The organism is Duganella sp. GW822-FHT06D06, from assembly GCF_058799615.1.
This window is the reverse complement of record NZ_JBXALQ010000005.1, coordinates 246,422-259,913: the sequence shown is the minus strand read 5'-3', so window position 1 is coordinate 259,913 and position 13,492 is coordinate 246,422. Positions and strand designations below refer to the sequence as shown.

Annotated in this window: 14 protein-coding genes; 5 read left to right on the top strand and 9 right to left on the bottom strand. The window is 62.7% G+C overall.

Translation table 11 applies throughout. The features are described 5' to 3' along the window. Nucleotides 1-10: 10 nt before the first annotated feature. Complete coding sequence (gene lpxC / locus AC1RMD_RS11875; RefSeq protein ID WP_492926828.1) at nt 11-946, bottom strand: UDP-3-O-acyl-N-acetylglucosamine deacetylase; 936 nt, start codon at nt 944-946, stop codon at nt 11-13. A 227-nt stretch (nt 947-1,173) separates the two neighbouring features. Here lpxC and AC1RMD_RS11870 point away from each other — a divergent pair, with 227 nt between their 5' ends. Next, nucleotides 1,174-2,526, top strand: a complete 1,353-nt coding sequence (locus tag AC1RMD_RS11870; protein ID WP_492926827.1) for an AAA family ATPase — start codon at nt 1,174-1,176, stop codon at nt 2,524-2,526. Continuing rightward, nucleotides 2,523-3,032, top strand: a complete 510-nt coding sequence (locus AC1RMD_RS11865) for a hypothetical protein (protein WP_492926826.1) — start codon at nt 2,523-2,525, stop codon at nt 3,030-3,032. Before AC1RMD_RS11870 ends, AC1RMD_RS11865 begins: the two co-directional genes overlap by 4 nt. Here AC1RMD_RS11865 and AC1RMD_RS11860 read toward each other — a convergent pair. The 6 genes from AC1RMD_RS11860 to AC1RMD_RS11835 form a co-directional block, all read right to left on the bottom strand. Next, a complete protein-coding gene (locus AC1RMD_RS11860; RefSeq protein WP_492926825.1) occupies nt 3,029-3,871 on the bottom strand; it encodes a DMT family transporter in 843 nt (280 codons plus the stop codon). The two genes, AC1RMD_RS11865 and AC1RMD_RS11860, sit on opposite strands and share 4 nt — an antisense overlap. Nucleotides 3,872-4,078: 207 nt before the next feature. Then, nucleotides 4,079-4,957, bottom strand: coding sequence for an extracellular catalytic domain type 1 short-chain-length polyhydroxyalkanoate depolymerase (locus AC1RMD_RS11855; protein ID WP_492926824.1), 879 nt, complete (start codon nt 4,955-4,957; stop codon nt 4,079-4,081). Between the two features lie 76 nt (nt 4,958-5,033). Beyond that, nucleotides 5,034-6,257, bottom strand: a complete 1,224-nt coding sequence (locus AC1RMD_RS11850) for a sensor histidine kinase (protein ID WP_492926823.1) — start codon at nt 6,255-6,257, stop codon at nt 5,034-5,036. Next, nucleotides 6,250-6,951, bottom strand: a complete 702-nt coding sequence (locus tag AC1RMD_RS11845) for a response regulator transcription factor (RefSeq protein WP_492926822.1) — start codon at nt 6,949-6,951, stop codon at nt 6,250-6,252. Before AC1RMD_RS11845 ends, AC1RMD_RS11850 begins: the two co-directional genes overlap by 8 nt. A gap of 22 nt (nt 6,952-6,973) precedes the next feature. Then, nucleotides 6,974-7,405: a VOC family protein gene (locus AC1RMD_RS11840; RefSeq protein WP_492926821.1), complete on the bottom strand. Its 432-nt coding sequence runs from the start codon at nt 7,403-7,405 to the stop codon at nt 6,974-6,976. A gap of 288 nt (nt 7,406-7,693) precedes the next feature. Continuing rightward, nucleotides 7,694-8,233 carry a DUF2867 domain-containing protein gene (locus tag AC1RMD_RS11835; protein ID WP_492926820.1) on the bottom strand — a complete coding sequence of 180 codons (540 nt, stop codon included), beginning with the start codon at nt 8,231-8,233 and terminating at the stop codon, nt 7,694-7,696. Between the two features lie 230 nt (nt 8,234-8,463). On the opposite strand from AC1RMD_RS11835, the gene AC1RMD_RS11830 reads away from it, so the two are divergent. After that, complete coding sequence (locus tag AC1RMD_RS11830; protein ID WP_492926819.1) at nt 8,464-10,755, top strand: PAS domain S-box protein; 2,292 nt, start codon at nt 8,464-8,466, stop codon at nt 10,753-10,755. Between the two features lie 55 nt (nt 10,756-10,810). Here AC1RMD_RS11830 and AC1RMD_RS11825 read toward each other — a convergent pair whose 3' ends face one another. After that, on the bottom strand, nt 10,811-11,584 hold the full coding sequence (locus tag AC1RMD_RS11825) for a helix-turn-helix transcriptional regulator (protein ID WP_492926818.1): 774 nt from the start codon (nt 11,582-11,584) through the stop codon (nt 10,811-10,813). Nucleotides 11,585-11,674: 90 nt separating this feature from the next. On the opposite strand from AC1RMD_RS11825, the gene AC1RMD_RS11820 reads away from it, so the two are divergent. Further along, nucleotides 11,675-12,451: a class I SAM-dependent methyltransferase gene (locus tag AC1RMD_RS11820; protein ID WP_492926817.1), complete on the top strand. Its 777-nt coding sequence runs from the start codon at nt 11,675-11,677 to the stop codon at nt 12,449-12,451. Between the two features lie 63 nt (nt 12,452-12,514). Further along, nucleotides 12,515-12,979, top strand: a complete 465-nt coding sequence (locus AC1RMD_RS11815) for a DUF2244 domain-containing protein (RefSeq protein WP_492926816.1) — start codon at nt 12,515-12,517, stop codon at nt 12,977-12,979. Here AC1RMD_RS11815 and AC1RMD_RS11810 read toward each other — a convergent pair. Then, on the bottom strand, nt 12,973-13,488 hold the full coding sequence (locus AC1RMD_RS11810; protein WP_492926815.1) for an NADPH-dependent FMN reductase: 516 nt from the start codon (nt 13,486-13,488) through the stop codon (nt 12,973-12,975). The genes AC1RMD_RS11815 and AC1RMD_RS11810 overlap by 7 nt on opposite strands. Between the last annotated feature and the right edge of the window lie 4 nt (nt 13,489-13,492).

Genomic DNA, 13,492 nt, shown 5'->3' with positions numbered 1-13,492 from the left:
GCACACCGGACTAAGTTAGCGCCCACTCGCGCGCCATTTGGCGCAGATACGAAGGCGGCGCGACTTCATTGGTCGCGAACGAGACGATTTCATACGCATCCGGATGCTTGAGCAGCTCCAGCAGCAGCTGGTTGTTCAGCGCGTGGCCGGATTTGTGCGCCTCGTAGCTGGCCAGCAGCGGGTGGCCGACCAGGTACAGGTCGCCGATGGCGTCCAGGATCTTGTGGCGCACGAACTCGTCGTCGTAGCGCAGCCCGTCCGAATTGAGGATGCGGTACTCGTCCATCACGATCGCGTTTTCCAGCGATCCGCCGCGCGCCAGGCCTATACCGCGCAGCATTTCCACGTCCTGCATGAAGCCGAAGGTGCGGGCGCGGGCCACGTCGTGCACGTAGGAGACGTCGCCGAAGTCCACATGGGCGCGTTGCTGGGTGCCGTCGACCGCCGGATGGTTGAATTCAATGAAAAAGTCCAGCTTGAAGCCGTTGTACGGCGTCAGACGGGCCCATTTTTCCTTGTCGCCCGTGCCTTCGCGGATTTCCACCGGTTTCAGCACGCGGATGAATTTCTTCGCGACCGGCTGTTCCAGCACGCCGGCCTGTTGCAATAAATACACGAACGACGAGGCCGAACCGTCCATGATGGGGATTTCCTCGGCGCTCACTTCGATGTACAGGTTGTCCAGGCCGAGGCCGGCGCAGGCCGACATCAGGTGCTCGACGGTCGACACGCGGGCGCCGTCCTTGACCAGCACCGAGGCCATGCGGGTATCGCCCACCGCCATCGCGCTGGCGGGGAACTCCACCACCGGCGTCAGGTCGACGCGGCGGAACACGATGCCGGTGTCCGGCGCGGCCGGGCGCAGCGTCAGTTCGACCTTGGTGCCGGAGTGCAGTCCGACACCTGTGGTGCGGACCATTTCTTTGATAGTGCGTTGTTTTAACATCCGACGATTATAGCGAGTTTAGCTTCGACCTGTTGCCCCCCTTACCCCCTCACGCGACAACGGACTGGATGACAAAAAGCTCGCCCCCACTCTTTAATGATATCTTTCCATGAACGTCGTTTGGGGAAGTCGGCACTTTGCGCTACAGTGCTAGCGCAAGCATAGCTATATACCAACTTACCAAGATAGTAAATATTTAGCAACGAAATCGCAGTGGGGCTACATACATGATTACTGAATTACAGTTAGAAAACTGGAAGAGCTATGAGAAAGCGTCTCTTCATATCGACCCCATTTCAGTTCTAGTCGGCACAAACGCTAGTGGAAAATCAAATGCCCTAGACGCATTTTCGCTGTTAAACCGAATTGCCTCAGGTGCAATGCTCACGTCAGCGCTACAGGGAGATGGCTCACAGATCGCATTGCGAGGCGGAGTGGAATGGGCCGCGAAACGTCCCGGCAATACTTTTGCATTGGGAGTTGTCTGCCGCGTGGACAACACGACCGATTACGAATATCGCATGGACTGCCGTGTTAGTGAAAACCGCTGCGACGTGTTCGCCGAACAACTCACACGTATCAAGCATAGGGTGGGCAAAGATGGCGAAAGAAAATCACAGACTGGAAATATTAAGCTTTTTCGCACCGATCCTTGCACTGACGACTCACCGACGATCGTGGCAAGGCTTTACAACGAGAAGCATGGAACTCGACGAGAATTGAGTCGCACGCACACGGTACTATTTCAATTAGTCGGCCAGAAATTACGTCAAGAAATCCAGGATGGTGTAGCGGAGGTTGTCACCGCGTTACGTGAAATATTTATTCTAGACCCCATTCCCTCGCATATGCGAAGCTATTCCCCTTTAGCGGAAAAACTTGAGTCAGACGCTCGCAACATCGCGGGCATTCTTGCAGCATTGCCCAAGGAAAAGCAGCAGGAGATCGAAAGCGTACTTACCCAGTATGCCAGCCAGCTTCCAGAGCGTGATATTCGACGAGTCTACGCAGAAACGGTGGGGAGATTTAACTCTGACGCAATGTTATATTGTGAGGAGCACTGGCTTGATCGACTTGATCCCCATACGATCGATGCCAGGGGGATGTCGGATGGCACCTTGCGTTTTTTAGCAATTCTTACTGCACTCCTTACGCGACCAACTGGGAGCTTGTTAGTAGTCGAGGAGGTAGATAACGGTCTACACCCCTCTCGCGCCCAACTACTGTTAGACATGCTGAAAGAGGAAGGCTCAAAGCGTGGCGTAGACGTATTAGTGACAACTCATAACCCAGCACTGTTGGACGCAATGGGAACAGAAATGGTCCCCTTTATTACTGTTGCACACCGCGACGCTCAATCAGGACATAGCGTACTTACGCTACTGGAAGATATTAAGCAACTTCCAAAGCTGTTAGCTCAAGGGCCCATTGGCCAACTTTCTAGCAAGGGGTTAATTGAAAAGACCCTTTCTGGAAAACGAAAAAAGGCCTCTGCAACCAACACCCAAACATCGCAGTTGGATTTATGGAGAGAGGAATCCGCTGAACCTACGATAGGCCTCAGGCAGGTGAGCGAATGAGCAAACGGGTACTCATTCTAGACACCTCAGTACTTTGCTGTTGGTTGCAGGTTCCCGGAAAAGAAGAGGCTGGCCCACTTGACGACCGTTGGGACCATGCGAGGGTGGAGAATTTGCTTGCAGCAGAACGTGAAAAAGATAGTACTTTCGTACTGCCTATGGCGACACTTATCGAAACTGGGAACCATATTGCTCAGGCGCCACTTCATCGTTTTGAAAAGGCACGGCAATTAGCCGTGTGCCTCCGGAACACTGCAGACGCGCAGACTCCTTGGGCAGCGTTCACAGATCAATCGGCACTTTGGGACGCCGAGAATCTAAATAGTTTAGCGGAAGTCTGGCCTCCTCTCGCCGCAGGAGGAACATCCATAGGCGATGCCACAATTAAAAGTGTCGCGGAACACTATGCGAAGGCAGGCTACTTAGTAGAAATTCTAACCGGGGATGCAGGACTGAAAGCTTATGAACCGAAGAAACCAGTCATTCAACCCCGGAGGCGTCGTTAAGGATGTTCGGCCTCCGCGTGGACCGATTCGCGCCGCACCAGGTAGATGCCGCTGGCGATGATGATGCCGGCGCCGAGCAGCGTGTAGCCGTCGGGCAGGGTGTGCCACAGCAGCCAGTCGATGGCCACGCCCCAGGCCAGCGCCGAGTATTCGAACGGCGCCACCACCGAGGCCTGACCCGAGCTGAAGGCGCGCGTGATCGCCAGCTGGCCGAGGAAGCCGCTCAGCGCCAGCGCCAGCAGCACCCAGCCGTCCTCGGCGCGCACCGGCACCCAGTGGCTGGCCGACATCGCCAGGCCGCCGGCCGCCATCATCAGCAGGTACCAGAACATCATCGACTCGTTGCTGTCGGTGCGGGCCAGCACGCGGCTGGTGATCGCCGCCATGGCGTAGCAGGCGGCCGAGCCCAGCAAGGCCAGCCCACCCAAGGTCAGGAAGCCGCTGCCTTCGGGCCGCAGCACCACCAGCACGCCGAGCAGGCCCACCACGATGGCGACCCACTGACCGGTGCCGACCTTCTCTTTCAAAATGAACACCGACAGCGCCGTGATCAGCGACGGCGCGATGAAGAAGATCGAATACGCCTCGGCCAGCGACAGCGCCTTGAGGCCGTAGGCGAACGAGGTCAGCATCGCGATGCCGAGCAGGCTGCGGAAGATGTGCATGCCCCAGCGCACCTGGAAGATGCCGCGGAAGGCGCCGCGATACAGCATGTAGCCGCACAGCAGCGGCAGCGAACTGAGCGCGCGCATGGCGGTCACTTGCGTGGCGGGATAGTGGGAGGACAGCACCTTCATGGTGGTGTCCATGAACGAAAACATGGCGACCGCTGCCAGCATCGCATAGATGCTGTGCAGGTTTTCCGAGCGGGTGGCGGTGGACAGGGGAAGCTCCTTGCGGCAGGTCCGTGCGGACCACTGGGAACGTCATCATGGCGACGTCGGGAGCCAGGACCGGGTAGTGCCCGGTCGCCCCGATTATAGCAAGGGGATGTTTTCCTTGCAGAATGCCACGCCAACTCAGCGCATGCCGTCGGCGACGCCGCGTCAGAAACGGCGATGCTGGTCGAAGAAGTTCCAGATGACTTCGTTCGCGTCGATGTCGCGGGTGGTCTTCCCGATCGGCAGGCCGACATTGAACGGGTCGGCGCCAGGCCAGGTATGGCCGCCTTCCCTGACCGTCGCCAGCGCCACGCTCTGTTGACCATTGCCCTGCTCCAGCCAGGTCACGTCCGTGCCATCGGCGGCGTCGCTGTCGATCAGGCGGCGGCTGGCGCCGGCCGCTGCCATGCCGTTCTGCTTCAGCCAATAGCCGTAGCTGTCCTCCGCCGACAGATAACTGCCTGGCTTGCCGGCATACGCCACCACCTGGTCCGCCGTGCCGTGGAGCAGCAGCACGCCGACCTTGCCCGGCTTTGCATGGTGCTGCATCACCGGCTCGGGCATCGGTCCGCCGACCGATGCCACGGCCGCGAACAGGTGCGGCAGCTCGGCCGCGATGCGCAGCGTGAAGAAGCCGCCGCGCGACAGGCCGGCCGCGTACACGCGCCGGCTGTCGACGCGGTAATCCTGCGCCACCCTGGCCAGCAGCGCCTCCGTAAAGCCGATGTCGTCGCTGCCTTCGAGATAGGACATGCCGAAGCCGACGTTCCAGTCCTGCTTGATGCCCATCGGGTAGACGACGATGAACTGGTGGCGGTCCGCGGCGCGGTTCATTTGCGTGTACAGCATCTGTTCGGCCATGGTCATGCCGCTGCCGTGAAAATTGAAGACGACTGGAAAGTTCTTCTGAGGCTGGCTCGCATAGGACGCCGGGGTGTAGACGAGATAGCGGCGTTTCTCCTCCTTGTGCAGAAGGGACTTCACCTGGGCCAGCGCCGGAAATGCGGCGCAGGCAAGGAAGATCAGGCAGATCAGTATTTTCATGTGCATGGCTCGGGAAGGTTGTCGAGCACACAGGATAAAAAACCGGCGGTGAAACCTGGGTGAAATCCAGCCGATTTCAGCACGCGCGGCGCGGCACGATCTCGACCCGATACGCCGTCGCGCCGGCATGGAAGGCGATCTCCCAGCCCATGGCCCTGGCGCTGCGCAGCAGCAGATGCTGGCCATGCAGGAAACCCTGCATCGTGCCGGGCCGGCCCGGCTCGACCGTATTGCTCAGGCTAAGCATGCCGTCGGCAAAGGACAGCAGCAGCCGCGAATCGGCGCCGCCATGGAACAGGGCGTTGCCCAGGCAGTTGTTGATCAGCAGCGTGGACAGGTGGCGGTTGCCCCAGACCTCCAAGCGGTCGGGCAGCTGGAGCACCAGTCGTTCGTCTTCCCAGGCGCCCTTGTCCAGCAGGCGCAACAGCGCTTCCTCGATACAGCCGCGCAGGTCGAACGCCTCCTCGGCGATATGCTCCGCGCGCGCCAGTGCGAACAGGACGTCGACGGTATTGCCGATCTCGCCGACGCCAGCCCGCAGCTGCGCCACATCGTCAGCATCCAGTAGCGATGATTGCGCCGGCCCGAGGAGATTGGTCATGACCGTCAGCGGCGTACGCAGCTCATGGCTGATGTCGCGCGTGAACGCCTGCTCCCGGTTCAGCGCGGCATGCAGTTCGGTGAGCGTCGTGCCAAGCTTCTGCGCCAGGTAACCGATTTCATCGCGGCGATGCCGGGCGCTGAATTCGACTGGACTGTCCGACGGCAGGTTGCGCACCTCGTTCGCCAGCACCTGGAGCGGCGCGACCAGCCGCCTGGACAGCAGGTAGGCCAGCAATAGCGCCAGGGCGATCAAGCCCAGCGCAAACAGGATCAACACGCCGCCGACATCCTGGAACAGCTTCGACACCACCAGCAACGGACGGACGTCGGCCAACAGATAGACACGTTGCAGGCCGGACTGCCCCGGCAGGTCGAGCGCGCGCAGATGATAGTGCTGGCCCGTGCCGGTGGAGATTTCGGCGCGCGCCTGGCCAGCGGCGACCCGCTCGCGCACGATGGCCGGCAGCGCCTCGGCGCTGCGATAGACGCGCATCATCGCGTCGGCCGGCGGCGGGACCACGCCGTGCAGGCCGAAATGCGCCGTCATGGCCGCCGCTTCGCGCTCCAGCAACCGGTCGATCAGCATGTCCTCGGTGACGTAGGAAATGACCAGCGCGAGTCCGGTATAGCCAACGCAAATCAGGACGGTGAAGCCGGCCAGTGCGGCAAACAGGCCCTGCCGGATCGAGCTAAACACGGTCCGCCGCTTCCGGTTGCAGCCGATAGCCGAGCTGGGGAATGGTGACGATCAACTTTCCGGCGCCGGCCAGTTCCAGTTGCTTGCGTAGCGCATAGATGTGCGATTTGAGGGCATCGCTGTCCGGCGGATCGGCGCCCCACAGCTCGTGCATCAGCGCGGAGCGGGACACCGCGTGCGGGGACGCGGTGCACAGCATCAGCAGGATCCTGAAGCCGAGCGCCGTCAACGGCAGCGGCGCGCCGTCGCACAGGGCGCGCTTTTCGCGCGGCAGCAGCGTCAGCGGGCCGACCCGCAGTTCCTGGCTGAGATGCAGTTGCCCGCGGCGCGCCAGCGCTTCGCAACGCAGGGCCAGCTCGCGCAGGTCGAATGGCTTGGTCAGGTAGTCGTCGGCGCCCTGCTTGAAGCCGCGCGCCTTGTCTTCGAACGCGTCGCGGGCGGTGAGCATCAGTACCGGCACGTTGCGCGGCGCGCGCGCCTTGATCGCGCGGCACACCTCCAGCCCATCGATGTCGGGAAGATTCAGGTCGAGCAGAACGACATCGTAAGGGTCGCGCGTCGCCAGCTCGATGGCCAGCGCGCCGGTAGCGGCGTGGTCGGTCTGCCACTTCAATCCATCGAGGAAGTCGACGATCTGGCGCGCGATCGTCGGATGGTCTTCCACCACCAGTATCGTCAAGGCGTTGCGGTTCATTATTCGTTTGCCAGCCCGGATCTTATGGCTTGTTGGGCGAAGCTGCGGGTTTCGGCTCCCAGAGTTCGATCTTGTTCGCTTCCGGATCGAGTATCCATGCGAAGCGGCCGTTCGGGTCGTCGTCGGTGCGCTTCAGGATGGCGACGCCTTTCGCCTCCAGCCGAGCGATCAGGGCGTCCATATCGTCGACCGCGTAGTTGATCATGAACTCGCTGGTCGATGGCGCGAAGTATTTCGTCGAGGCCGGGAACGCGCTCCAGATCAGCGCCGGCGGATGCCGGGGGGCGTCGTAGCGCAATTTCGCGCCGCCCCACACTTCCAGCGGCATGCCCAGCACATCGCGATACCAGGCCGCCAGCGCCTTCGGGTCCTTGGCCTTGAAGAACACGCCGCCCACGCCGATGATGTGCCCGGCCGGCTCGGCAGCGGCGGCCGCGCCCTGAGCAGCCGTCATCAGAACTCCCATGCATAGCGCCGCTATTGTTCGCATCATCATTCCCACGTTCCTCTCAGTAAAATTCACTACAGTTCATTGACGGCCTAGAGTTTGAACTGCGGAAGTTCGGAGTCCTCGTATTACCGGACGCTGGCGAGGGCAAGGCCAGCGTTGCCTTGGCGCCAGCAAGCGTCAGCACCGGTGTCTTCGCGGTAGACCGCCACCATCCGCGCGCCCCTGAATTTTCCTGCCAGCGCACCGTCCTTCCAGATCCGGTACGCGCCCTTGTCGGGGGCGTTGATATCGCTAGGCCGCGGCAGGCCAGCCGATACGCGCGGCGCGGCGCAGGCTGGCTTTGATCACCATGCGGTGAAAAGGCGCAATGCAGAATATGTAGACCCGCCCCAGCAGATTATGGCAATGGACCACCGTCGAGAGGGTCAATGCGCGTCCGCTGTCGGCCTCCGGCCCGCCGCTGCACAGGATCGACAAGCGGAAATCGAGATGCGTGTCGTCTTCCCCCACCACCACCTCGGTTGCGTTGGTGCTGTAGACCTTGAAGATGCCCAGCCGTTCAGCCTTCGCGGCATGGGCCAGCGTTGCCAGATGCCTGGCCGTCTTCAGACCAAAGCCGGCAACAATCAGATCGCGAAGATTGGTGAGTGTCCCGATCCATGCAGGCTGGTGCGAAAAAATGAACCGGGCCAGCAGATCCGGATCGGCGGAGGCGCCGGATGGCAGCCTGATGGCAAAGGCATCGGCCAGGTTGACCGACTTGTAGAGGCCGGTGATGCTGGACTGCGCGGGAAGCGCAACCGGTGTTGCGAAACTGAGTTCGATCGGCACGTGAGCATTTCTGAAAAATGATGCTGGAACTATAACATCAAATGCGGGAAGCGGTTGCGTGGTCCAGTTTAAGGACCACTCCGTGGGACGCATACGCTAACCCACCATGCCGGCACGCCAGCGCCACACCGAATTACAACGATATCGAATGGCAAGTTCGTTGACGGCTTCGACAAAATTGACTATGTTCAATCACTGCTTTTTAATGAACGAACAACCGGTTCCGCCCTATGCTTAAGCCAGATGATCTGGACCAGCTAATTTTGACCGAAGCACCAGGTGGCGTGATTGTCACCACGCGCGACCGTATGGTGGTGCGCTGGACCCTAGGCGCAGAGCGCATTTTCGGCTACGTCGCCGAAGAAGCCATCGGCAACAATCTGTGGTCTTTGATTTCCCTCCCGGGACAGGCCGACGCCGACCGCGAAATTGGACGCAAGCTCGACGAAATCGGCAGTTGCGACTATGAATCGCTGCGCAAGAAAAAAGACGGCAGCCTGATTTACATCGACACCTCCAGCGTCACGATTCCCGACGACAAGGGCCGGGTACGCTACATCGTCTCCAGCACCAGGGACCGTACGCAGCTGAAGGCGACACGCGACGCGCAACTGATGGAAGTAAAGTTCCGCAGCGTGTTCGAATCCACGCCGGACAGCATCATCGTCACCAACCTCACCGGCACCATCGTGCTGGCGAATACCCAGGCCGAGCGCCTGTTCGGCTACAAGTCCGACGAGCTGGTCGGCCAGCGCATCGAGGTGCTGTTGCCGGAGCGTTTCCACGACGCGCACGTCGGCCACCGCACGCGCTACTTTGAGCAGCCGCGCCCCCGCACCATGGGCGCCGGTCTGGATCTGCACGGCGTACGCCAGGACCGCACCGAATTCCCGGTCGAGATCAGCTTGTCGCCGATCCAGACCGAGGCCGGAACCTTCGTCATCAGCGCGATCCGCGACGTCAGCGAACGCAAGAAAGCGGAACAAAAATTCCGCGGCCTGCTCGAATCGGCGCCAGACGCCATCATCATTGTCAATCAGGCCGGCGAGATCGTGCTGATCAATTCGCAGACCGAGCTATTGTTTGGCTATCCGCGCGCCGAACTGCTCGGCAAGAAGATCGAAGTGCTGATACCGGCGCGCTACGGCGCGCAACACCCAACGCTGCGGAGCGGCTTCGTCAGCCAGCCGCGGCCGCGTTCAATGGGCGCCGGGCTGGAGCTGCACGGCTTGCGCCGCGACGGCACCGAATTCCCGGTCGAGATCAGCCTGTCGCCGCTGGAGACCGAGGACGGCGTGCTGGTGTCCTCGGCGATCCGCGACATCACCGACCGCAAGCGCATCGAGCAGGCCCTCAACGAGCAGAAGTATCAACTGGAGCGCGCCAACCAGGCCAAGGACCGCTTCCTGACCAGCATGTCGCACGAATTGCGCACACCGCTCAACGCCATCCTCGGCTTCTCGCAGCTGCTGGCCAATGACGCGCTGCCCTCGACCGCGGAGCAAAAGCGCACCTTCGTCCTCAACATCGTTGCCGCCGGCAAACACTTGCTGGCCCTGATCGATGAAATCCTCGATTTGGCCAAGATCGAATCGGGCAACATGAGCTTGTCGCTGGAGCCGGTGCAACTGATGCCGCTGTTGACCAACTTGGTGGCGATGCTCGACGAGCAGGCGAGCCGGCGCGGCATCCGCATGTTGTACGCGGCGGCCGAGCCGGTGGTGGTGCTGGCCGATCATACCCGCCTCAAGCAAATTGTCCTGAACCTGCTGTCGAACGCCATCAAGTACAACCGCAAGAGCGGTGCGGTGGTGCTCAACGTCACGTCGACGGCGCAGCTGGTGCGCATCTCGGTGCAGGACACCGGCGCCGGACTCGATGCGCGACAGCTGGAAGCGCTGTTCCAACCCTTTAACCGCCTTGGCCAGGAAGCCGGCGCGGAGGAAGGCACCGGCATCGGCCTGGTCGTGACCAAGCGCCTGGTCGAGCTGATGGGCGGCACGCTGGGCGTCAGCAGCACGGTAGGCGTCGGCAGCGTGTTCTGGATCGAACTGCCGGCCTTGCCACAGCAAGCGTTGCCGGCGCCGACGGACGCCGACGCCGAGGCGGCGTCGTTCGGCGCCGCCCAACATCAAGGCGAATCGGCCACCATCCTGTACATCGAGGACAATCCTGCCAGCCTGAAGTTGATCGAAGAAGCGATCGGCTTTCGCGGCGACTTGCGGCTGATCAGCGCGACCGACGCGCCGCAAGGCATCGCGCTGGCCATCAGCCAGCAGCCCCGCCTGATCCTGATGGACATCAACCTGCCGGGCATGAGCGGGCATGAAGCGAAAAAAGCGCTGGCCGCCGACGCTCGCACCGCCCACATTCCCGTGATCGCGCTGACGGCCAACGCCATGCGCAGCGAGATCCGCAGCGGCATGGCGGCCGGCTTCTTCCGCTACCTGACCAAACCTATCGACCTCGACAGCTTGTGCGCGGCCATCAACGACGCCCTGGCGCAGCCCAAATCCCAGTAGCATTGTTTGCCGTCGCGGCGGCAGTGGCCTGGAGCAAGCGGTGTGTGCCGCGGCATCAGCGTGGCAGCAGCAGCACCAGCTTCAGATCGTGACGTTTGGCCAGATGCAGCGTTACCTGGTTGAAGGCCAGATCGCCCCGCTGCGGATGGCGGAAACAGCGCAGTCCCCCTTCCCTGCCAACCACATCCTGCAGGGTCCACAGCTCGGCGAAGGTGGCGCTGGACGCCGACAGTTCGGCGATCAGCCCGGCCAGCGCCTGCTCGCCGGCATGGCGGCCGATGTCGGCGCGGAATTCGGCCACCAATCGCCGGGCACGCTCCGGCCAGTCGACGATCAGCTCGCGCGCCGCCGGGCTGACAAACATATAGCGCAGCAGGTTGGGACGGGACTGCGGTGGCGGACGTGGCGCCAGCCAGCCGGCGAACAATTGCGCCGCCTGCGGGTTCCATGCCACCGCGTTCCATTGCCGGTCGAGGATGTAGGCCGGGGCATCGATGGCCGCGACCAGCGCGTCCAGCGCTTGCTCCGCGTGGCCGCCGTCGTCGTCGTGGTGCGGATCGAGCCGGTCGGCCAGGCTGAACAGGTAGGCGCGTTCGGCGGCCGACAGCCGCAGCACGTCCGCCAGCCGCGCCAGCATCTTGCCGGACGCCTGCACCTGCCTGCCCTGCTCCAGCCACGTCAGCCAGGTCGGGCTGACGTCGCACAGCTGCGCCAGTTCTTCGCGCCGCAGGCCGGGCGTGCGGCGCCGTCCGCCGCCGGGCAGGCCTACGCTGGCGGGCAAGGTGCGCTCGCGATGGGTGCGGATGAATTCGCCGAGTTTGGTGTGCATGGTGGTTCTTATACCAGGATAAGTTCTTGTCTTGTTACAGGATAAAAACACGCCTATTCTGCCCTGACTCGCCCCAATTTGGAGAAAAACATGAAACAGCAAGCCGTCGTCGCCCAACAGTTCGGCAATACCGCCAGCGCCTACCTGACCAGCACGGTCCACGCGCAGGGCGCCGACCTGGCCGCACTGCGCGAAATGGCCCGCCTGCTGGGGCCGCATCCGACGGTGTTGGACCTGGGCTGCGGCGCCGGCCACGCCAGCTTCGCCGTGGCGCCGGTGGCCAAGTCGGTGACGGCGTTCGACCTGTCGGCGGAAATGCTGGCCGTGGTGGCCGGCGCCGCCCGCGAGCGCGGGCTGGACAACGTCATCCCGCAGCAGGGCAACGTGGCCAGCCTGCCGTTTGCCGACGCCTCGTTCTGCATGGTGGTCACGCGCTTCTCGGCGCATCACTGGCTGGACGTGCCGGCCGCGTTGCGCGAAGTGAAGCGGGTGTTGAAGAAAGACGGCGTGCTGGTGGTGATCGACATCACCGCGCCGGAAAGCCCGCTGCATGACACCACCCTGCAGGCTGTCGAGCTGCTGCGCGACGGCTCGCACGTGCGCGACTACCGGCCCTCCGAATGGCGCACGATGCTGGAGGGCGCCGGCTTCACCTGCGAGCGCGTCAGCGACTGGAAGCTGGAGATGAAATTCGACGAGTGGACCGCGCGCATGCGCACGCCGGCCGAGCGCGTGACGGCGATCCGCAGCCTGTTCGCGACGGCGCCGGAGGAGACGCTGCAATACTTCGCCGTCCAGGCCGACTGTTCGTTCTCGATCGACTCCACCCTGTTCAAGGCCAAGCACGATTTCGGCGACATCTACTGACGTCCCTCTCGGCGGCGCGCCGGCGAACCGGGATATACTTTACGGACGTCCTGGGAGAACGCGATGCCGCGCGATATGCCATCGGAACCGCGCAGCTGGCTGTTGGAGCGCCGCTGCACATTGACCCAGCGCCAGTTGGCGCTGGTGTTCGCGACGCTGTGCGTGCCGTCGGCGCTGGTGGCGCTGGCCTTCCTGTGGCAGGGCTATTGGTATGTGCTGGTCTACGCCACGCTGGAACAGGCGGCGCTGGCGGCCTGCCTGCGCTACTGCGCGCGCCATCGCGACGACTATGACCGTATCGATATATCGCCCGGCGTCATCGTGGTGGCGCAGCGCCGGGGCCGCAAGCGCAGCGAGCTGCGGCTGCAGCCACGCACCACCCGCCTGCTGCCGCCCCGGCGCGACAGTGACCTGATCCAATTGGAAGACCACGGCGGGCAGATCGAGGTTGGCCGCTTCCTGGGCGCGGCCCAGCGGCGCCGGCTGGCCGATGAACTGGCTGTCTGCCTGCGCGTGCAGGGTTACTGATCGGCCTTCAGTGCCAGCAAGGCCGCGCGCAGCATGCCGCAGATTTGCGGATCGGCGCCCATCGCCTCCTCGCTCAGGTTGGCGCCCAGCAGCGGCAAGGTGATCGACGCCGCCTCCACCACGCGGGCCGACATCACGCTAATGGTTTCGCGCAGCGAGGCGTAGGCATGGGTGGCGCGCGGCGAAGCGTTCAACAGCGCCACCGGCTTGTCGATGAAGGTCTCGTTGCCGACCATCCAGTCGAGGCCGTTCTTGATCGCGCCGGTCACGCCGTGCGCATATTCGGGGCTGGCGATCACCACCGCATCGGCGGCCAGCAAGGCGTCGCGCAAGGCGGCCACCACCGGTGGCGGCTCGGCGATATCCGGGTTGAACAGCGGCAGCTGCCCCAGCCCGTGGTAGAGCCGCACCTCGATGCCGGACGGCGCCACATCGGCCATCACGCGCAGCAGCATCGAGTTGATGGAGGCGGCCCGCAGGCTGCCGGAAATCGCTAGAATTTTCATCATCCTC